Genomic DNA, 20,994 nt, shown 5'->3' with positions numbered 1-20,994 from the left:
AACCGGACGGGACCTGCCTTCATGCCGGACGGACGCGCTTGCGCCCGGCATGCGGACAGCAGCTCCCGCTGCGTAAAGCGTCGCTCAGACGGAGTACCGTGCCGCGGCCATCCCCTGGACCAAGGCAAGAGCGACCAGACGCAGGCAGGTTTCCTGGCTCACGGGTCTCGGCTCGACGCATGGCCTTCCCAGGCCTCGCAGGATTTAGCGTCCGGCCCAGTGGCTGATTCTCCGGCGGTCCGAAGAATCGATATGCGTCTCGCTCACCGCTTACAGTTGCAGGGACAGCCGCGGATTCATCACCGCATTCCCTATTAAGCCCCTTGGGAGGGCACCGGCGCGATCAGTGAAAGCTGGCCGAGGCTGGCTTTCGCCGGACTGCATAGAGGCTGGCGTGGAGAATTGGAAGGGGGCGACGCGCTATGCCGGCTCAGGCGCCGTTCCGGTCTCCGCCGCCATGCGTTCTTCGAGCAGGGTCTTGAGGAAGGCCTGGCCGGTCGGCGACAAATCCTCATTGTGGATCAGCCAGAGCGAACTCATGACCGGCACGTCGAAAGCACGGTGGATCACATTGTCGACGTGCAGCCGCGCCATGGACTGAGCGATCACAGTGGGGCCGAAGCCCGCCGCGACCAGTCCAAAAAGGGTCGCGAGGCTGCGGGCCTCATGGGAGATTTTGGGTGCGAAGCCCGCCTTCTCGCACAGGGCGAAGAAATGCTCGGTAAAGCCCGCGCCATTGGGCGCGCCGTACAGCACCAGCGGTTCGTCGGCCAGGTCCGCAATGCTGGGCGGGGCCGACCGCAGCGCCAGCGGATGATCGGTGCGCAGGGCCAGCACCATCTCTTCCGTGAGCAGGCATCGCGACACCATGCCTTCGGGCAGGACCGGCGGCTCGTAGTTGCGCACGATGCCGAGATCGAGCTGTCGACTACCGACGCTTTCGACCTGCTCGTCACGGCCCTGTTCGCGCAGGATCAGCTCGACATTGGGATAGGTTTGGCGGAAGCGGTAGAGCGCGCGCGCCACAGGGGGCACGAAGGGGCCGGACGTGGTGAAGGCAAGGCCAAGATGACCGATCTCGGCCCGCTGCGCCATGCGGGCGATCTGGGCGGCGCGTTCGGCCTGGGCGAGGGTCTGGCGGGCCTCCGGCTCGAACAGCCGGCCCGCTTCGGTCAGGCGTACACGGCGGCTGGTGCGGTCGAACAGGCGGACGCCAAGCTCATCTTCCAGAGCGCGGATCTGCTGGCTGAGCGGCGGCTGTGATATGCCAAGGCGCAGCGCGGCGCGGCCGAAATGCATCTCTTCAGCGACGCAGAGAAAATAACGCAGATGGCGCAGGTCCATAAGATCATGTCGTTCAAGCTATCGATCATGCCATATTATATATTAGACGCAGAATGTCCAAGGGCGCATGGGCAAGTTCGAATGTGGCGGTATCTCCATAGTCCTTCGGTGGATGTGCGCGGGTTATGCCCCCTCATTGCCGCAGCACTCTGCTCAAGGCCGGAGACGCCGTCGCATTCTAGAGTATTTTCAAGTTGACCTTTAATGGTCAACGGCTCCGAAAATGCTGCAACCAAAAGGAGCGCATTTCCTGGCGCGCTTCGTCTCTAGTCCCAGGCGGCGAAAGAGGCGGCCTGGAGGGTCTGAGGCGGTCCCTGTTGCTGCGAAGGAAGGAACTTAGTTCACACATGAGAACTGGGCTCCTGCCTTCGCAGGAGCACGCTACTTTTCAGTTTCGGCGGATGATCAATGCACCTCCGCCTTCATCCGTTCGACCAGCTTTTCGATCTCCCAGGGTTCCAGCACCCAGGTTCGCGTCTTGCGGCCTTCGCGGTGGACGGGCTGGGTGAGGAGGATGCGCGCCTGTTCCTTCGCATGGGGCTTGAAGATCGCGAAATGCTGGGCGCAATCGCGGATCGTGCCGATGAGCGGCGCCTTGCCGTCAAGGTCGATCATGGTGGCGGGCTGGTCCCAGGGGATATTGAGCATGACGTCTTCCCGTTATTGAAATTCAGCGGCCCGGTTCGCGGATGATGCAGCGGAAACCGATATGGCTGGTGGAACTATCCACCGCCTGCGGGTGGCGGGCGGCGGGGCGGTAGCGCTGGCAATAGCTTGGCGCGCAGAGATGGGAACCGCCCTTCAGCACTTTTCTTGGAATCGGCACATGCGGACTGACGGGATCAAGGCTTTCCCGCTTCGTGCCGCCGCGTGGGTTGGATGGGACGCAGCAGCTTCCCTTTGCCTTGCGCTCGACCCTGGGCTGGGCATACCAATCAGTCGTCCATTCCCAGACATTGCCGATCATGTCGAACAGGCCATAGCCATTGGGCGCATAGGTTCGCACCGGCGAGGTTCGCTCATAGCCATCCTCCAGCAGATTGCTGTAGGGGAACATGCCCTGCCAATAATTGGCGAGCATGGCTCCCTTGGGCGCCAGTTCATCGCCCCAGGCATAATCCGCGCCGTCAAGCCCGCCGCGCGCCGCAAACTCCCACTCCGCTTCGGTCGGCAGCGCCTTGCCCGCCCATTTGGCATAGGCCTCCGCATCCTGAAACACGACATGGACCACCGGATGGTCCCAAAGCTCATCCAGATGGCTGTCGGGGCCATGGGGATGGCGCCAGTCCGTGCCGAAGCTGAAATGCCACCATTGGCTGAAATCGCTGAGGTCGACGGGCGTCGCCGTACGCTGGAACAGCAGCGAACCGGCCCGCGCCATTTCGGGCGGCATGCCGGGATAATCTTTGGGGTCGGGCGCAATCTCAGCAAAAGTGCGGTAGCCGGTCGCCTCGACAAATTCCGCGAACTGGCGGTTGGTGACAGGCGTTTCGTCGATCCAGAAGCTATCCACGCGGACTTGCCGCAACGGGGCTTCCTCCGGATAGAAGCGGTCGGAGCCCATGGTGAAGGCGCTGCCTTCGACGAAGCGCATCTCTTGCGCGATGGCATTCTCGGTCTCGATCACCGGGCGACCATAGCGACGGATCGGCCCGGTGTATTGCCCAAAAATAAGGACGCCGGAAGCGGTTTGGCTTCCGGCGTCCCGTGTGATTGGGCTTTAGAAGTCCTTGCGGACGGTCACGCCGATCTTGCGCGGGGTGCCGATATTATAGCCGAGCCGGCCCCGGCCGCCGCGCTCGCGGTCCAGCGAATAGAGCGCATTTTCGTCGAACAGATTGTTGACGTAGAGTGTGACCGACAGACCGCTGTCCCAGCTCACGCCCGTCGACAGGTTGACCAGATTATAGGCGCCAAGCTTGTAGGAGCCGAAGTTGAACGCGCCGGTGCCATAAGCGCCCGTGGCCGGGTCATAATAGATGGAGTTGGTAAAACTGCCCTTGCCCGGCTCCTGATCGTCCAGTTGGGTATAGCGGTCGCCCACATGCTGGTAGCTGGCGGTGAAGGACCAGTCGGTCTCCGCCGCGATCTCCATCGTATAGGTCGCTGCCGCCGCCATCTGGAACTTCGGCACGGTGGGCAGGCGGTTGCCCTTGCGGATGCCCGCGATGATCGCGCCGCCTCCGTCGGTGACGTTGCTATCGATCTTCGAATCGATATAGCTGCCGCTCAATGACAGATCGAGGTTGGGGGAGACGCGGGCGCTCAGTTCCGCTTCCAGGCCCGCCGTATGCGCCTTCGGCACGTTGAAGAGGATGCGCGAGGAACAGCTTCCCGCATCCGCCGTGACCTGAAGATTCTTGATGTCGTTGTAGAACACCGCCGCGTTGAAGGTGATGCCGCTGCCCGACGCCTTCACCCCGGCCTCATAGTTCCACAGCGTTTCGTCGTCGAAGGTCGGACGGTTGCCATAGGTCGCCGCGTCCGGCCCGGTCGCGCCGCCATTGCAGAGCGGCAGGTTTAACGGATCGTTGACGCCGCCCAGGCGGAAGCCCTTGGACGCCTGAACGTTGAAGGTCAGATCGCGATTGGCTTCATAGCTGGCTATGAAGCGGGGGGAGAAGCCGGTCGACCCGGTCTTGTCGCCCACGCGGTTGTCGCCATTGGGGAAGACGCCGCCGGTCTTGAAATCGCGCTCTTCCTTGAAGTCATAATAGCGCCCGCCTGCGGTCAGTTTGAACTGGCCGAGCTTGTAGCTCGCCTCGCCAAAGGCGGCGTATTGCTTGATGATATAGGGAATGTCGGCATTGTAAGGCGAGTTGAGCGGGAAGCCGTTGGCGGCTCCAGCCGACGCGCCCGGACCGAACGGCGCGGGTGCCGCGTCGATGAAGGCGTCATAGCCGGGGGTCGGCAGACGCTGGGCATAATCGCGATCGACATGGCTGTAAAAGCCACCGAACACCCATTGGAACGGCCCCGCGCCGGTCGAGGCGAGGCGCAATTCCTGCGTCCATTGCTTGAGCTTGGTCGTATCGCGCAAGTTCGATGGCAGATTGGCGATGGCGGGGTTGACGCCGAAGGTCATGACAAAAGGCGTCACCGAAACCGATCCGGTCAGCGCCGAAGCGTCGCGGCTGACCAGAATGTTGCGGTGGATATAGGTGGTGATGGAGGTCAGCGCGACGTCGGACCCGATATCGATGTTGGCCGTGAAGTCCGCCAGCGTGGTCTTGTCGCGGAACTCCTCGCGCAGTTTCAGATATTGGGTGCGTTCGGGCAGAATGTCGAAGGGGCTGATCAGCTCGTTATAATAGAGATGATAGCTGTCCTCCCGGTTAAAGCCGTTGGTGCGGATATCCTGATAGATGATGCGCGGCGTCAGCTTGATGCCCGGCGCCGGTTCCCAGAGCAAGCTGAGCCGTCCGCCATAGCGGCGGCCGTCATTGATGTTCTTGCCAGCGGCCGGGCCGATGGCGTCGATGAACCCGGCATAATGTTCGGCATAGCCAACCGCGCGGATCGCCGCCGTTTCGCCCAGGGGCAGGTTGATCGCACCCTTGCCCGAATAGCCGACATCGCCGCCCTTCAGGACATTGGCGCCCGCCTCCACCGTGCCTTCGGTCTGGCCGAGCTTGGGCTGCTTGGTGATGTAGCGGACGGTGCCGCCCTCGGACCCGGAGCCGAACAGCGTGCCCTGCGGCCCGCGCAGCGTTTCCACGCGGTCAAGGTCGAACAGGTCGAAATCCGGCGTGAACAGCGACATGGAGATGACGGATTCGTCGAGATAGACGCCGACCTGTTCCTTGACGCCCGGCTGGTCGCGGACCACCTGGCCCGCCGACACGCCGCGCACAGACACCTGGCTCTGGCCCGGCCCCAGATTCTGGACGGTCAGGCCAGCGACGCTGCGCGACACGTCCTCGATCGAGGTGGCGCCCATGCGCTGCATCGCTTCGGCGGTCTGCGCATTGATGGAAAAGGGAACATTCTGGATGGATTCATTACGCTTAGTCGCAGTGACGATGATTTCGTTGCCAGACCAATCGGACGCGCTGTCGGTTACTTGAGCGGAAACACCAGTAGAGAGGCCCGATAACGCCAAAACAAGGCATGACGCGGACAGGCGCAATACGGAATCGTAGCGGGGAAATCGGTTCATTTCATCCTCCCTGTAGTGAACTTCCTGTTATGTTTATTCGGATAAGCTGACGTTTATCTTGTCTTATCGGTCGGTATTCACTCAAGGCTAATCTAGATCATGTCTTTTGCCCGATGCAATGAAAATTGCGTGCAAGAGATTGAATCTTACTCAACTGTAGCTTCCTTGCCTCACTCGATTGGGGAGCGAAGGCTTCGGGAATCCGTGATCCGCGCCTTTCGCCTTGCGGCGCACCATCGGGCGGCGTTATGACTGCGCCGGGTTATGGCTAAGGGGAAGCTTTGCACGGAAAAATCCGGCAAGCTTTGGGGGATAAGCCTTTGAACGCTTTGGGGAAGTTGGTTTTCAGGCTCGGCGGTTGGGGCGTCTTGAGTCTGTCCGTCGTGGCGCATGCGCAGGGTGTGGATGACCGCCCGCTGCTCAGGGACAGTTTTCGCATCGGCAGCGAGGGCGGCGCCCTGTGTCAGGCGCAGAGCGCGAGCGGAGATCCCACCGCGCGCACCATGTTCGATCGCGCCTGGACGCTGGTATGCCGGGATGCGGCGCGTCCGGTCGGGCAGATCTATGCGTTGCGGCGCGGCTCCGGCGATCAGGATGCCGCTTTGCTGGAACGGTTGGCGGCTTCGCGCAAGACGGCGGTCGAATGCGGCGTGCCGGGGGGCGTCAGCCTGCCCGACATCGGCGCGGCGGTCATGCGCAACTGTACCGGCGCGGTCGGCGCCTATCGCATCCTGACCGTCGAGCGCGGCAAGACGATCTACGTCGCCCAGGGCTATGCGGCTTATGCGAGCGCCCTCGACCTGGGGTTGCGGTCCGTCATGTTGGGGCGAACGGTGCCGGGCAAGGTCGACATCGCGACGGTCGGCACTAACGAGGCGGGCTTTGCACGGTTGCAGGCCGCGACGCTGGACCCGCAAACCGTGCTGGCCGAGGGCTATCGGCGCAATGCGTCGGGCAATTATGCCGAAGCGGCGGAATTTTTCGACAGCCTGACCGACCGGCTGGCGCGCGATCCGGACGTTGCAAAGCTGACGCCGGCGGAGCGGGCTGGGCGGGCGCATGAATATCTGGTCAATCGTGGCCTGCAGCTCTCCAATCTGGGGCTGTTCGATCAGGCCGATGCGGCTTTTGCCCAGGCACGCGGTATCGCGACCGCCGATCCCGTGCAGCTCCGCCTTCGCCGCAATTTCGAGGCGATGCATCATATCAACCGGCAGGATCTGAGTGGGGCGCTGGAGATACTGGATCGTCCCCTGGGCGGTGACACGGGCGCGGTGACCGGCGAAGACGGCGCGCTATTCCTGCCGCCCGAGGTCGCCGCCGAAATGAGCAGCGCGGCGTCACCGGCCCGCGCTCTGGGCGTGCGGCAGGATACGAGACTTGCCCCTGCCGAGCGGGCGGCGATCATCGACGCGCAGGCGCAGCAGTTGCGGGGAACGATCCTGCGGCTGTCGGGGCAGCCGGGACCGGCGCGGGACATACTGTCGCAGGCGTTGGCGAGCGCGGTCGCGATCCGCGACGGGCGGGTCACGTCGATCACCCGCCTGCGCGCCCAATTGCTGGGCGAGATCGCGCTTACCTATGAAGCGCAGGGCGATTTCGGGCAGGCCGAGCGCAATCTGAATCAGGCGCTGGTGCTGCTGGGCGCGCAATATCCCGAAACGGTGGCGCTGAACGGGGCGCGGGCGCGGCTGGGCGCCTTCCTCGTCCGGCGTGGTCGCAATGAGGACGCGCTGAAAATCTATCGCGGCATCATGGCCTCGACCATGGAAAATCGCGCGACGCTGACCGGGATGGCAAACCAGCTTCAGCCTTATTTCAACCGGTTGGCGCAGGAAATTCCCAATCGGCCGGAACTGACGGCCGATCTGTTCGCCGCGTCCCAGATGCTGCTGCGGCCCGGCGCGGCCGACACGCTGGAACAGTTGAGCCGCGAACTGTCCGCCGGCAATGGCGAGGCGGCGCGGCTGTTCCGCCAGTCCGGCTCCCTTTCCCGCGACATCGAGCGCGGGCGGATCGCGCTGGCGCAGTTGCGGCAGGCGGCGGAGGTGCAGAAGGCGTTGCTGCCGGACGTCATGCAGGCGCAGGCGGACATCGACCAACTCGCCGCCGACCAGGCGAATACGCTGGCGGCGCTGGCGGCCTATCCGCAATATCGGGCCGTTAGTCCCCAGGGGCTGACGCTGGCCGAGATGCAGGCGACGCTGAAACCCGGCGAGGGCTATTATAAGCTCGCGCAGCTTGGCGACGCGCTTTACGCCCTGTGGATCGACGGCGCGGGCGCGACCGGATACCGGCTGACAGCCAGCGCGACCGAGGTGGCACGAAAAGTGGCCGCTCTGCGCGAGACAATCTCCATCGACGTGAACGGCGCGCAGACCACCTATGCGCTGGACGTGCCGGTGGCGCGCAGCCTCTATCTCGAGCTGTTCGGGCCGGTGGAGCAGCGGCTGGCGGCGGTGCGGCATCTGATCTTCGAACCTGATGGCGCGATGCTGCAACTGCCGGTCAATCTGCTGATCGCGGGTCAGGCGGGCGTCGATGCCTATGAGGCGCGCGTGGCCAAGGGTGGCGACGAGTTCGATTTTCGCGGCATCGACTGGCTGGGCCGCGACCATGCGGTGAGCACCGCCTTGTCGGCGCGAGCCTTCCGTGATGCGCGGGCGGCGGCGCCCTCCGGCGCGGTGCAGAGCTATATCGGCTTTGGCGACAATGCGCCGCTGGCCGGGCCGGTGCTGGCCGCCTCCACCCGCGGAACCCTGGCCAATGGGGCGGTGGATGATTGCGGCTGGTCGCCCCTCCAGTGGAACCGGCCGATTCCCGCGACCGAATTGCGGGAGGCCGCGCAGGCCATTGGCGGGCAGGGCAGCGAACTCATCACAGGCGCGGCCTTTACCGACGAAGCGGTGATGGCGCGCAGCGATCTCGACAAATTCCGCATCCTGCATTTCGCGACCCATGGTCTGGTGACGCCGCCGCATCCGGGATGCCCGGCGCGGCCTGCTTTGCTGACCAGCTTCGCGCCTGACAGGGCGTCGGACGGGTTGTTGCAGTTCAGCGAGATTTTCGATCTGCGCTTGAATGCCGATCTGGTGGTGCTTTCGGCCTGCGACACGGCGGGCGCGGCAGGCGCGGAAACGACGCGGGCGGCGGGCCTTTCGGGCGGCGGCGGGGCGCTGGACGGACTGGTGCGCGCCTTCATCGGTGCGGGAAGCCGGGCCGTCATCGCCAGCCATTGGCCCGCGCCGGAGGATTATCACGCGACCGAAAGGCTGATGAGCGGTCTGTTCGCGGCTGGGCAGGATCAGCCCGTGGCCGAAGCGCTGCGGGAGGCGCAGGTCAAGCTGATGGACGATGCGGAGACTTCCCATCCCTTCTACTGGTCCGGCTTCGCCATCATTGGTGATGGTGCGCGCCCGCTGATCGCGCGCCGCTGAACGCCATGCCGACGCGGGGCCTGCTGCGCCGCGGTGCGCGTCTGGTGCGGGATACGGGGCGCTGGCGGCTGGCTGCGACCGGCGTGCTGCTGCTGGTGGCGCTGTTCCTGGCGGGGTGGGACTGGAACCGGCCGCTTGGCAGCGGCGCGGCGCGTGAAATCCCGACTGCCGACGCGGAGCGGGGGCTCTATGACTGGCGGGCCGCGACCTTCGCGCCGCGGGTGGGACAGGACCAGCGCATCCTGATGGTGGTCTATGACGACCAGACGTTGATCGCCACGCGCAAGCGGTCGCCATTGGACCGTGGACTGCTGGCGCGGGCGCTGCGCAATATCGACGCCATGGGGGCCAAATCGATCGGCATCGATATATTGTTCGATCAGCCCCAGGATGAGGACGGCGAACTGCTGTCCACCCTCCATGCGATGCGGACGCCGGTCTGGCTGGGTTACGCCAATCTGGGCGACAATCAGGAACAGATCATCTTCGAACAGCAGCAATTTCTCGACCGTTTCATGAAGGAGGCGCGGACGGACAGGGTGCGTCCGGCAAGCATCCGGCTGGAAACCGATGCCGACAATGTCGCGCGGAGCTGGCCCGCGCCAACGCCCGGCCAGCCGCCGCTGCTGACGCTGGCGATGCAGCCGTCTCCGTCTTTCAACGGCTATCGCGGGGCGATCCGTTTCCGTCTGCCGCTCCGCCAGGCGGATGGGTCAGAAGAGCCGGTGATCCCCAGTCTCCAGATCGATACGCTGGCCGATCCCGCCATGGCGTCCGCTCTGGCGCCGATGGTGCGCGGGCGGCATGTCCTGATCGGCGGCGATATCGTCGATATCGATCAGTTCGAAACCCCACTGTCGGGGCGGCAGGCGCGATCGACCATGATCGGGCTGGAAGTGCATGCGACGATGCTGGCGCAACTGCTCGATGGAGCGCGGCTGCCTTCGGTGCCCGAAGTGTGGCGCTGGCTGGCAGCCTTGCTGGTGGTCGGCGCGGCGGGGCTCACCAGCCTGGCGGAGTTGCGCTGGTTCGCGCTGGTTCCCGCGCTGGCGGTGCAGGTGGGGGCGATCGCCGGTCTGCCGATCTGGCTGCAGGCGCGGGGCTGGGATAGCAAGGGTTTGCCCGCCGTGGGATGGGTGCTCGGCTGGGTGTTGGCCTTCACCGCCATCGGCGTCGCGGCGCGAGCGGTGACGTCGCAGCAGCGGCGCTTCGCACAGGCGGCGCTGGGCAAATATCTGCCCCGCGACATCGCCGCGCAGATCCTGGCGGAGCCGGAGAAGTTGGCGCTGCATGGCGAAAAACGGCAAATCTTCACCCTGTTCACCGACCTGGAAGGTTTTACCAAGCTCAGCCACGCCATCTCCCCGGAAATGGTGGCGCAATTGCTGAACCGCTATCTCGACATGCTGAGCGATGTGGTGCTGGCCCATGGCGGGACCATCGACAAATTCGTGGGGGATGCGGTGGTGGCCTTTTGGGGCGCGCCGATCGCGCGGCCCGATGACGGGCGCAATGCGGCGCTGGCGGCCTTTGCGATGTGGCAGGCGGGGGAAGCGTTTCGCCGTGACCTGCCGCCCGGCGTGCCGCCGATCGGGCGAACCCGCGTGGGGCTGCATCATGGCGAGGCCATTGTCGGCAATTTCGGCGGTGAGGGGCGCATCCAATATACCGCGCTGGGCGACAGCATGAACACAGCATCGCGGCTGGAGGCGGCGAACAAGGCGCTGGAGACGAGCGTGCTAGCGAGCCGGGAGGCGATGCTGCTGTCCGGGCTGGACTGGTGGCGGCCGATGGGGCGCGTGCGGCTGCGAGGGCGATCCACGCCGGTCGACCTCTTCGAGCCTGCACCCGATTTCCCGGCGGAGGACGCGGCGGCTTTAAGCGAGATATTGGCAGCGTTCGACGGCGAGGATGCCGGTGCGCAAGGTGCGGCACGGGAACGTCTCAAAGAGATGATTAACCATCATCCAGATGATGCGGCGATCGCCAATCTACTATATCGTTATGAGTATATCGGGGAAGGAGGAACCTATGGTCTGGGTTAAGCTTGCCGCGCGGTGCGCGCTGGCCGGATGGATGGTGGCTGGCTTTGGCGCGCAGGCCTGGGCCGAAACCATGGTGGTCCGTGCGACCGGCCCTTCCGCCGCCACTTACAAACCGGGGAGCAAGTTGGCCGATGGCGGGGCGCTGGTCCTGAAGGCGGGCGACGTGGTGACCCTGCTGGATGCGAAGGGCACGCGGACCTTGCGTGGGCCGGGAAGCTTCAGCGTGGCGGCTTCGGCCAGCGCCGTGCCCGCCAATAGCGTGATGCTGTCCGCCCTGCTGGATACCAAGCGGGTGCGGCGTGCCCGGACCGGGGCGGTACGTGGGAATGTGGGCGAAGCGCCTGCCGCGCCGCCGCGCCGGCCCAATCTCTGGATGGTGGATGTCGCGCAGTCCGGCACACTCTGCGTTGCCGATCCGGCTGCGGTTCGCCTGTGGCGCGCCGATGCAGCCAAGCCTGCGACGGTACGGATCAGTGGCGAGGGCTTCCAGGCTACAGCGAATTTCGGACCAAACGAATCAGTGGCCGCCTGGCCCGCCGCCGCGCCGGTGCGCGAAGGAGCGGCCTATCGCCTGAGCGACGGGGCGCATGCCGTCGATGTCCGCTTTGCGCTGGTCGGCACGGTGTCGCCGGGGCTGGACGGCATGGCATCCAGCCTGTTGGCGCATCAATGCACGGCGCAGCTCGATCTGCTGGTGGAAACGGCGGCGCTGACGGACGGGCCAGCGCGGAATTGATTGTGGCGGCGCCTGTGCGCTGTTAACCGCAGCGGGTCGCGCCGAAGGGAATGACGGGCCAAAAAGGCCTGCATGTCCGAAAAGACAGGGAATGGTGGCCTTGGAATGGGCCGTCTGACGGATTGGGGACGTCTATGGGGGTGAAGGGGCAGGTGCGGGCTTCCGGTTTCGGACGATCGTCGGCTTTGGCGCTGGCGATGCTGATGCCAGTGGCCGCCATGGCGCAGGTCACGCCGCGTGCGCCGACGCGCGAGGAATTGTCGCCCGGCCAGGTGGCGGGCGATGCTGCCCGGCAAAGCAGCCGCCTGACGGTTGTCGGCGGGGTCGAACGCGCGCCGTGCCCGCTTGCCGATCCGCGCTATGCCGGTGTGACGGTCAATTTTGCGGATGTCCGGTTCGACGGGCTGCGCATCGTCGATCCCGCGGTGCTGGAGGATAGCTGGCGCGAGTTCGCGGGGCATGAAGTGCCAATCGCCAGCCTGTGCGAAGTGCGCGACCGGGCGGCGACGGCGCTGCGGCAGATGGGCTATCTGGCTGCCGTGCAGGTGCCGCCTCAGCGTATCGAGAAGGGCGGGACGGTCCGCTTCGACATCTTCATGGCGCGGCTGGTCGCGATCGAGGTGCGCGGCGACGCAGGCAATAGCGAAAGGCTGATCGCCGCCCATATGGAGGCGCTGAAAGGTCAGCCGGTCTTCAATGTGCGCGAGGCGGAACGGCATTTGCTGCTGGCCCGCGACCTGCCGGGCTATGATGTCCGGCTGGCGCTGCGTCCGGCGGGGACGGCGCCCGGCGAAGTGGTGGGCGAAGTGCAGGTGGTGCGCCAGCGGGTCGAGCTGGACGTCAATGTCCAGAATTTCGGCAGCAATGCGGTCGGGCGCTTCGGCGGGCTGGCGCGGGTGCGGTTCAACGACATGACCGGGCTGGGCGACAGCACGGTGTTCAGCATTTTCAACACCGCGCAGCCCAGCGAGCAGACGGTGCTCCAGGTCGGGCACAGCATGGCGTTGGGCAGCGACGGGATGCGGTTGTCGGGCGACCTCACCTATGCGTGGAGCAAGCCGGGGATCGATGGCGTGCCGCTGTCGTCCGAAACGATGATTGCGACGGCGGCGCTCGCCTATCCGCTGGTGCGACGGCAGGTGCATACGCTGCTGGCCACCGGCGGGCTGGATGTCGTCAACCAGGATCTGCGCTTCGGCACGGGGACGCAAAAGGTGCCGTTGTCGCGCGACCGGCTGCGCGTGCTGTTCCTGCGGCTGGAGGGGGAACTGATCGATCCGGACAGCGTCGTCAGCACCACCGGCTATTCGGGGATAGAGCCCAAATGGCGCCTGGGCGGCATGGTGGAGCTGCGCCAGGGCATAAATGGGCTGGGCGCGAGTCAGGCTTGTGGGGCGGCGTTTGCCAACTGCGCCTTTCCCGCCGTGCCGATCAGCCAGTTGGACGGCGATCCCTCAGCCTTTGTTGTCCGGACGGGCGTGCAAGCGGAATATCGGCCAGTGCCAAACGTGACCTTAGCCCTGTCGCCAAGGGCGCAATATAGTCCGGACGTGCTGCTCTCCTATGAGCAGATGAGCGCGGGCAATTACACGGTCGGGCGCGGTTATGATCCGGGCGTACTGACCGGCGACAGCGGCGTCGGCGTCACGGCGGAGCTGCGTTACGGCAGGATCATGCCGCGTGGACCGGGGGGCTTCGCCTTCCAGCCCTTCATCTTCTTCGACGCGGCATGGATGTGGCACGAAAGCGCCAATTTCGCCGGGCTCGATCCGCAGAAGCTTTATTCGGCGGGCGGCGGCGTGCGCGCGGCCTGGGACAATCATGCCCGGCTTGACCTGACGCTGGCGACGCCGCTGCGCAAGGCCGGTTTCCAGACCGAACGGGGCGGCACGCGGCTGCTCTTCTCGATCACCACGCAGCTTATGCCGTGGAGGCGATAATGATGGACAAGTCCCGCACCCGTTCGACGCCAAACCGCTCCGCCCTGGCCCTGCTGGGCGGTTGCGCCAGCGTGATCGCCCTTGGCTGGAGCATGCCCGCCGCCGCGCAGACCGGCTTTCAGGGCAATTATTCGGTGGTGTTGGGGTCGGCATCGATCACGCGGGGTACGACCGACACCATCGCGGTCGACGGCCCGGAAACCGTCATCAACTGGACGCCGAGCGACACCAGCGGAACGGGAGCCATCGACTTCTTGCCGACGGGGCGCACCGCGCAATTCACCGTCAATGTCAGCGCGCCGCTGACCGATTATACGGTGCTGAACCGCATCCTGCCGGTCGACGGCAGCGGCCTGCCGGTGTCGCGCATCGTTGCTCTCAACGGCACGGTCCAGTCCGACCTGTTCGGCAGCACCGGCGGGAAGGTCTGGTTCTACGCGCCCGGCGGGATCATCGCCGGGCCGACCAGCGTCTTCAATGTCGGGTCGCTGGTGCTGACCAGCAATGATATCGACCTGAGCGGCCCTAATGGCGGCAGCCTCTACGGACCCAAGGGCGAAATCCGCTTCCGGGGCGTGGCGGGCAGCAGCGCGGCGGTCGAGGTTCAGGCGGGCGCGCAGATCAATGCGCTGGCGGCGGGCAGCTATGTCGCGCTGGTGGCGCCGCGCGTGGTGCAGGCGGGGACCGCGACGGTCGATGGTTCGACGGCCTATATCGGGGCGGAAGCGGCCGACATCACGATCAACGGCGGGCTGTTCGACATATCGATCACCGCCGGAACGACCGATGCCAATGGCGTGGTGCATAGCGGCACGACGACCGGACCGACATCGACCGGAAGCGGAGATCCGCAGCGCATCTTCATGATCGCGGTGCCGAAGAACAACGCGCTGACCATGCTGCTCTCGGGCAATGTCGGATATACGCCCGCAGGGACAGCGACGCCTGACGGGAGCGCGATCATACTCTCGGCGGGCTATGATGTCGCGGGCGGGAGTCTCGTCCCGACGCGCAACACCACGGCAAGCGCGGACGCCGGTTTCAACGTGGGATCGGGCGACTGGCAGAACGACCTGACCGGCGCGGCGACCGGCGGCATCGTGGTCCGGCCCACCGCCACCACGCATTTTCTGGGCAATGTCGCGCTCTCCGCAGATCGGAGCATCGCGTTCCAGGCCGACCAGTCGGGCGCGATCACCGCCGACAAGGATGTAAATCTGACCGCCGGGATGGGCGCTGTGGGCGGTCGTATCGACTTGCTGGCTTTTGGCGGCAGCGGGGCAGCGGCATCCAACGGACTGATCGACGTCACCGGCAATCTGACGCTGAGCGCCATCGGCAATGGCGAGGCTGGCGTCAGCGCGCCGCCGCTGATCGGCGCGGACGCCAGCGGCGGCACGATCAACTTGATCGCCACGGGCGGCTCGATCGAGGCGGCGAGCCTGATCGCCAATGCCGCGGGCTATGCCGGTTATGGCAGCGACCGTTCGGGCAATGCGACGGGCGGCGCGATCACCCTGTCGGCGCTGACCGCCGCTGGACCGTCCGGGACGGAAGGGGGGACGCTGCGCTTCGGCAGCACGTCGCTCGACGCTTCGGCGGGCAGCGCCTTTCAGGTTTCGGTGCCGCCTGTCGATGGCGGCAATGCGCTGGGCGGCAGTATCTCGATCACCGGGACATCGGGCGTCGCGATCATGGGCGGGCTCGATCTGGGGACGGTCAGCGCCAGCGCGCAGGCGACGGCCGGTGTGGCGAGCACCGGCACCGCAGGCAGCGCGACCGGCGGCAATATCGGCGTGACCATATCCAGCGGCACGCATCAATGGGCGAGCCTCTTTGCGGACGTCAGCGCAGCCCCCGGCTACGCGACCGAGGGCGGCAGCTATGGCGCGGTGATCCCCGGCGCGACCGGCATCGACATTGATATCGGCGGAACGGGCAAGCTCGACATATTGAGTTCGGTTTCGCTCTATGCTGATTCGCGGGCCTATGGCGGCGGCGCTACGGGCGGCGTCTTGCGAGGCGGGCGGATCAATGTCTCCGCGCATGACGGGGGTAACTTCTCGATTGCGCAGGATCTGTTCGCCAGCGCGGATGCCTACAGCTATCCGGCTTTTGCGGGGACGACCTTCCTCTCGCCCCGAACGGCGGATGTCATTGGCGGGACCATCAGCATCGGCGCGGCGGGCGGCAGCTTCAGCGCTGCCGGGCTTTATGCCAGCGCCAGCGGTTCGGCAGGCGACGCGCCCGGCGTGGCGGGCAGTGGATCAGGTGGCAGCGTGACGCTGTTCGCCAGCGCATCGGGCGGACAGCGGGGCAGCTTTTCGCTGACCGATTGCGTCAGCTATCTTTGCCGCGTCTATGCCGATGGCCGGGGTGCTGCGGGCGCTGACGGTTCGAACGGCACGGGCGGCTCAGTCCTGCTCTATGCAAGCGACGCTGATTTTTCGGCGGTGGCCGACCTTTCACTGCATGCCGACGGCACGGGCGGCGGCGCGGCTTCCGACGGGATTGCGGGGCGTGGCGGCGACGGGCTGGGCGGGACCGTGACGGTGGAAAGCCGCCTTGGCGCGGCAGGAACTGGCGACCTCGCATTCGGCAATCTTTTCCTTTCGGCGGAGGGAGGTTCGGCCCCTTCGATCGACGGCATGTTCTTCAATGGCGGCGATGCCGGCAACGGCACGGGCGGCACGGCCAATATCAATATATTCGGCGGCACGCTGACCGCCGGGCTGGTGGATGCGCGCGCGACCGGCTTTGGTGGAGCGGCTGGTGAAAACTGCCTGACCTGCGAAGGTGGCGGGACGACGCCGTTCCAGGCGGGCAGCGGGCAGGGCGGGTCTGCCGGTTTCCTGATTTCGGGCGGGATGGCGACCGTCGGCACGTTGACGCTGGACACGCAGGGGACAGGCGGCGAAGCGGACGGAGCGAACGGTCCCCAATCGGTTGCGGCGCTTGCCGGTGCCGGGTTGGGCGGCAGCGCGTTGCTGGAATCGCGTGGTGGGACGCTGCAACTGGCGACGCTTACCATCGATGCGAGCGGCGCGGGTGGTGCGGGTTATCCGGTCTTTCAGGCGGACGGCGCCGATGGCGGGACGGGCACGGGCGGCAATGCGGCATTGCTGATGACCGCCGGGGGCAGCGGGCAGATCAGCATCGATGGAGACGCCATCGTCCGGGCACTGGGCAAAGGCGGCAATGGGGCGGAAACAGGTTCCGACGGCCCCGGCAATTATCGCGCCGGTTCAGGTGGCGGCGGCACAGGCGGCATAGTGGATGTGACACTGGCCGGGGGCCGGTTGAGCGCGCCTTCGCTGCTGATTTCGGCGGAAGGCATTGGCGGGGCAGGCGGCAATAATGGCAGTGACGGCGCGGGCGGCAATGCCGGCGACGGCACGGGCGGTTCGGCGCGCTTCTCCTATCTGTACGAAGGCCATGCGATCGACGCGATCCTGGTCAAGGCCGATGGACAGGGTGGTCAGGCGGGCCATAGCGGCTTCAGCAGCTTCGACACCAACGGCAATCCGACCTTCTTCTATGGCACGGGCGTTGGCGGGACAGGGGGCCAGGGTTTCGGCGGCAGCGCCTCCATGCTGGTCGATGTCGACCCGGTTTTCGCGAGCCTGACCGTCAGCGCCGATGGCATCGGCAGCATGGGTGGCGGGGGCGGCACCGGCAGCGCGGGCGGTACGGGAACGGGGGGCACGGCGACGCTCAACCTGGCGTTCGGGGCGACGACGGTAAGCGGCGCCTTGCGCGTGACGGCCTCCGGTTTGGGCGGCCTGGGCGGAACGGGCTATGACAATAGCGGCGGACGGGGCGGCGATGCCTTGGGCGGCATCGCGACATTCGGCCTGGCGGGATCGTCGACCGTGCTCGATGCGGGCGATATCGGCGTGCTCGCCGAAGCGCTTGGCGGCGCGGGCGGCCAGAGCGGCCTGCGTAGCGGTGCGGGGCTTGCCGGTGCGGACGGCGGCCATGCGACCGGCGGCACGGCGCTGTTCGACCTCAGCGCAGGCGCGAGCGCGATAACGGGCGCTGCCTTGCGGGTCAGCGGCAATGCAACGGGCGGTGACGGAGCTATTGGTACGGCTGGGCCGATCGGTGGCAATGGCGGTGCGGGCGGCAATGCCGTCGCGGGCTCCGCCACCCTGCGGATCAACGACGCGCATATGGCCTTCAACAGCGGCCTGCCCAAAGCGCCCGGTTACAGCATCACGGCGGTTGGCCAGGGCGGGCTTGGCGCCGATGGCAGCACGGGCAGCAATGCAGGGCTGAGCGGCGGGCTTGGCGGTCGCGGCGGCGACGGCGCGGGCGGGGTCGCGGCGTTCGATGCGATCAATGGAGACTATGTGCTCGGCGGCATCACGCTGCTGGCGGATGGGCTGGGCGGCCTTGTCGGGATAGGCGGAACCGGGCCGGGTGGCGCTTCGGCCGGGGGAGCGATTGGCCTGGGCAGCGGCGACACCGCCAGCTTCGGCAATGGCGACAGCGGGGCGCTGTTGCCGGGTGCACAGCGGCTGATCGACTCGCTCTTCATGAGCGCGAGCGGCGACACCAGCGGGCGCGTCCTCTTTACCGACAGCAGCACGGCGGTTGGCGGCGGCCTGCGCGTCAGCGGATCGATCGCGCTGGCCAGTCTGGGTACGCCGGTTGGCGGCTTCTCCGGGATTTCCGTCGCGGTGAGCAATGGCGTGCAAATTGGCGGAGGCGCCGACTTCACCAGCGACGGGCCGCTCTCCTTCGCCTTTGCCGGGGCGGGCGGCATATCGGTGACCGGCGCGCTGACGGGCCTGTCGGGCACGCGCATCGACCTCAGCCATAGCGGGCGGCCTGCGGGCACCGACAGCCTGTCCGCCGACAGCATCATGTTCACGACGCCAGGGGATGTCAGCCTGCTCTCCGCAGGTGCGCTGCGGGCGGTGGGCGCCCTCACGATCCTGAGCGCGGGCGGCAATATCAACCTCGCCAGCGGCAGCGCGCTGAATGCGGGCGGCGACGTGCGCCTCTTCGCGCAGGGCAGCCTCAATGGAACGGGCGCTGCCGTGCGGGCGACCGGAACGGCGGCGATCGGCCTGGGTGGAGCGGGCGATATCCTGCTCGGGGATCTGGCGTCGGGCACCTTGCTCGACATGGTCGATGCCAGCGGCAATCTCCTGGGGACGGGTGGAATTGCGATCGGGGGCGACTTCGCCGTCTCGGGCTTGCTGGACATCGGCGCGGGCAGCGGCACCCTCTCCGCCGCTACGATCGACATCGGCACCCTGGCTGCCGACACCCAGCAACTGACAGCATCCAGCGGCACGATCCGGATCGGCACCGCGCTGATGAGCGGCGACCTGATCGCCCATTCCAGCCTGTCGCTGGGCAATGCCGATATTGCCGGGCTGTTGCAGGTGCGCGCGCCCGGACCAGCGGGTCTTGCGCAGCTTACCGGCGCGGTGGCGGCGGGTGCGATCGACATCGACGCCGGAGCCATCGCCAGCAACGGACTGACGGCGCGCAATGGCGGCATAGTGCTGCAATCCGCCACCGATCTGGCGGTGATCGATGCGCGGGCGACCGGGGCGGTCGTCATGACCGCCAATGGCGGGGCACTGACGATCGGCAATGCCGTGGCGGGTGGCAACCTGACTCTGTCGGGGCTGGGGATCAATGCCCAAAGCCTGACAGCCGGTGGCCAGAGCCTGTTGAATGCGGGTGCGGGCAGTCTGGTGGTGAGCGACATCGCATCGGCGGGCGCGATCACGGCCAATGGCGGCCTTGTCAGCCTCGGCGCTACTGGCGGCATGACCATCGCGCAGGCCAATGCTTCGGCGGGACCGCTGACGTTGAATGCGGGCGGGGCTCTTGCCATCGTCGATGCGAGCGCCGCGGGCGACATGACGCTGAACGGAGGAACGATTGCAGCGACGACGCTCAATGCTGGAGGATTGCTGACCGCCACTGCGACCGGGGATGCAAGCTTCAATAGCGTGACATCACAGACGGGCGGCATCATATTGAATGCGGGAGGTGCGCTCTCCGTCTTCAACGCCAATGCTGCGGGCAGGCTGACGCTGAGCGGCGGCGCGATCACCGCAACAACGCTCGATGCGGTGGGATCGCTGACCGCCACTGCGGCGGGAGGCGCCAACTTCGGCACCGTGACTTCGCGAACGGGCGATATCCTTTTGAATGCCGGTGGCCTGCTCGGTCTGTCGGGTTCGGCCAACGCACGGACGATCACCATCGGGTCCGGAGATATCGTCATCGGCAGCGCAGCGCAGATCGGCAGCCTGACCGGGACAAGCAGCATCACCTTCAATGCGGCGAACCTGCAACAGCCCGCTTATATCGGCGGCAATGACGTGGCCGGAACTTACAGCTTGTCGGCAGCGGAACTGATGCGGATTGCGGCGGCGGGTATCGCTGTCAACGCCCCGGCGCGCGGTATAGCGGGGATACCGGACATCATCGTGCAGGATCTGACGCTCGGCACAACCAATCTGGCGAGCGGCGGCGTGCTGGCGATCGGCACCGCCGGGCATCTACGCGTTCAGGGCGCTGTAAGGCTGACCGGTCGTTCCGGACAGGGTGGACTGACCCTGTCGGCGGGCCGGGCGCTGGAAATCATCGCAGGCTCCGGTCTGATCGACATCAGCGACGGCAATGGCGGCCTGGGCGGCGTTCTGACGCTCGACAGCCCCAGCATCATCGCAGCGACCCTGTCGGCCATCGCGGATGTCGCGGCGGCCGGTTCACTCAACGCACGTGAATTGCGCCTGGCGCAGAATGACGGGCTGGTGAACGATGCGGGCATATTGCGCGCTGGGTCGATCCGGGCGAATGCAGCCCAGGCCTTCTTCATCCAGAATAGCGGTATTTCCAGCACGATCCTGGAACGGCGCGGCTTTACGGCCGCTGATCTGGTGATCGGCTCGCAGGGCACGGCGCTGCAGATCGCCATCAATGGGCAACTGGCTCTGTCGACCGGGAGCTTTGCGCGGGGATTGGAAACCATACCGCTGGTCGCGGTCAACGGCTCCTATGCCTTGGGATCGAAGGTCAACGGCTGTTTGATCGGCAATCCCGCCGCCTGCCTCAGTTCCGGTCTGGACAGCCGGGATACGTGGAACGGCGTGCTTGACCCTTCGGTGCAGGTCCGGCGCATCTTCACCCTGTCCCTGATCGAGTTGCGAGACATCGTGGCGCAGGGCTATCCGCCGCTGATCGACGAGCCGGTGACGGGCGCGGGCAATGAGGATTTATGGGAACGGTCCTGCGGCGGCCCTGATGAACCGGGCTGCGACAGGCCTTGATGAATGATCTCAGGCAAAACGGGATTGAAACA

At 66.1% G+C, this 20,994-nt stretch carries 9 protein-coding genes and 1 riboswitch; of the genes, 5 read left to right on the top strand and 4 right to left on the bottom strand.

The window, feature by feature from the left end:
* Window positions 1–126: 126 nt before the first annotated feature.
* Window positions 127–354, bottom strand: a riboswitch (cobalamin riboswitch).
* 66 nt (window positions 355–420) lie between these two features.
* The 4 genes from K426_RS22300 to K426_RS22285 form a co-directional block, all read right to left on the bottom strand.
* The gene (locus K426_RS22300; RefSeq protein WP_066562500.1) at window positions 421–1,344 is read right to left on the bottom strand and encodes a LysR substrate-binding domain-containing protein; all 924 of its coding nucleotides are present in this window, start codon (window positions 1,342–1,344) and stop codon (window positions 421–423) included.
* Window positions 1,345–1,749: 405 nt separating this feature from the next.
* Complete coding sequence (locus K426_RS22295) at window positions 1,750–1,992, bottom strand: hypothetical protein (RefSeq protein ID WP_066562498.1); 243 nt, start codon at window positions 1,990–1,992, stop codon at window positions 1,750–1,752.
* A gap of 22 nt (window positions 1,993–2,014) precedes the next feature.
* Window positions 2,015–2,938 (bottom strand): formylglycine-generating enzyme family protein, encoded by a 924-nt coding sequence (locus K426_RS22290; protein ID WP_066563804.1) that lies wholly within the window; start codon window positions 2,936–2,938, stop codon window positions 2,015–2,017.
* Between the two features lie 126 nt (window positions 2,939–3,064).
* The gene (locus tag K426_RS22285) at window positions 3,065–5,503 is read right to left on the bottom strand and encodes a TonB-dependent receptor (RefSeq protein WP_066562496.1); all 2,439 of its coding nucleotides are present in this window, start codon (window positions 5,501–5,503) and stop codon (window positions 3,065–3,067) included.
* Between the two features lie 368 nt (window positions 5,504–5,871).
* On the opposite strand from K426_RS22285, the gene K426_RS22280 reads away from it, so the two are divergent.
* From K426_RS22280 to K426_RS22260, 5 genes are all read left to right on the top strand, one after another.
* Window positions 5,872–8,940 (top strand): CHAT domain-containing protein, encoded by a 3,069-nt coding sequence (locus K426_RS22280; RefSeq protein ID WP_066563801.1) that lies wholly within the window; start codon window positions 5,872–5,874, stop codon window positions 8,938–8,940.
* 5 nt (window positions 8,941–8,945) lie between these two features.
* Window positions 8,946–10,985 (top strand): adenylate/guanylate cyclase domain-containing protein, encoded by a 2,040-nt coding sequence (locus tag K426_RS22275; RefSeq protein WP_066562494.1) that lies wholly within the window; start codon window positions 8,946–8,948, stop codon window positions 10,983–10,985.
* The gene (locus K426_RS22270; RefSeq protein WP_066562493.1) at window positions 10,972–11,721 is read left to right on the top strand and encodes a hypothetical protein; all 750 of its coding nucleotides are present in this window, start codon (window positions 10,972–10,974) and stop codon (window positions 11,719–11,721) included. Before K426_RS22275 ends, K426_RS22270 begins: the two co-directional genes overlap by 14 nt.
* Window positions 11,722–11,855: 134 nt before the next feature.
* Complete coding sequence (locus tag K426_RS22265; RefSeq protein ID WP_066562491.1) at window positions 11,856–13,661, top strand: ShlB/FhaC/HecB family hemolysin secretion/activation protein; 1,806 nt, start codon at window positions 11,856–11,858, stop codon at window positions 13,659–13,661.
* Window positions 13,661–20,962, top strand: a complete 7,302-nt coding sequence (locus K426_RS22260) for a histidine kinase (RefSeq protein WP_066562489.1) — start codon at window positions 13,661–13,663, stop codon at window positions 20,960–20,962. The genes K426_RS22265 and K426_RS22260 overlap by 1 nt, the downstream gene beginning before the upstream one ends.
* Window positions 20,963–20,994: the final 32 nt, after the last annotated feature.

The organism is Sphingobium sp. TKS, assembly GCF_001563265.1.
GTDB lineage: Bacteria > Pseudomonadota > Alphaproteobacteria > Sphingomonadales > Sphingomonadaceae > Sphingobium.
Note: the sequence above shows the minus strand (reverse complement) of the source record. Positions and strands in the feature narration are given on the sequence as shown.

Coding starts and splice junctions, on each gene's coding strand:
- K426_RS22285 (WP_066562496.1), bottom strand. CDS start 5,503: ATGAACCGATTTCCCCGCTACGATTCCGTATTGCGCCTGTCCGCGTCA.
- K426_RS22300 (WP_066562500.1), bottom strand. CDS start 1,344: ATGGACCTGCGCCATCTGCGTTATTTTCTCTGCGTCGCTGAAGAGATG.
- K426_RS22265 (WP_066562491.1), top strand. CDS start 11,856: ATGGGGGTGAAGGGGCAGGTGCGGGCTTCCGGTTTCGGACGATCGTCG.
- K426_RS22270 (WP_066562493.1), top strand. CDS start 10,972: ATGGTCTGGGTTAAGCTTGCCGCGCGGTGCGCGCTGGCCGGATGGATG.
- K426_RS22290 (WP_066563804.1), bottom strand. CDS start 2,938: ATGCGCTTCGTCGAAGGCAGCGCCTTCACCATGGGCTCCGACCGCTTC.
- K426_RS22260 (WP_066562489.1), top strand. CDS start 13,661: ATGATGGACAAGTCCCGCACCCGTTCGACGCCAAACCGCTCCGCCCTG.
- K426_RS22275 (WP_066562494.1), top strand. CDS start 8,946: ATGCCGACGCGGGGCCTGCTGCGCCGCGGTGCGCGTCTGGTGCGGGAT.
- K426_RS22295 (WP_066562498.1), bottom strand. CDS start 1,992: ATGCTCAATATCCCCTGGGACCAGCCCGCCACCATGATCGACCTTGAC.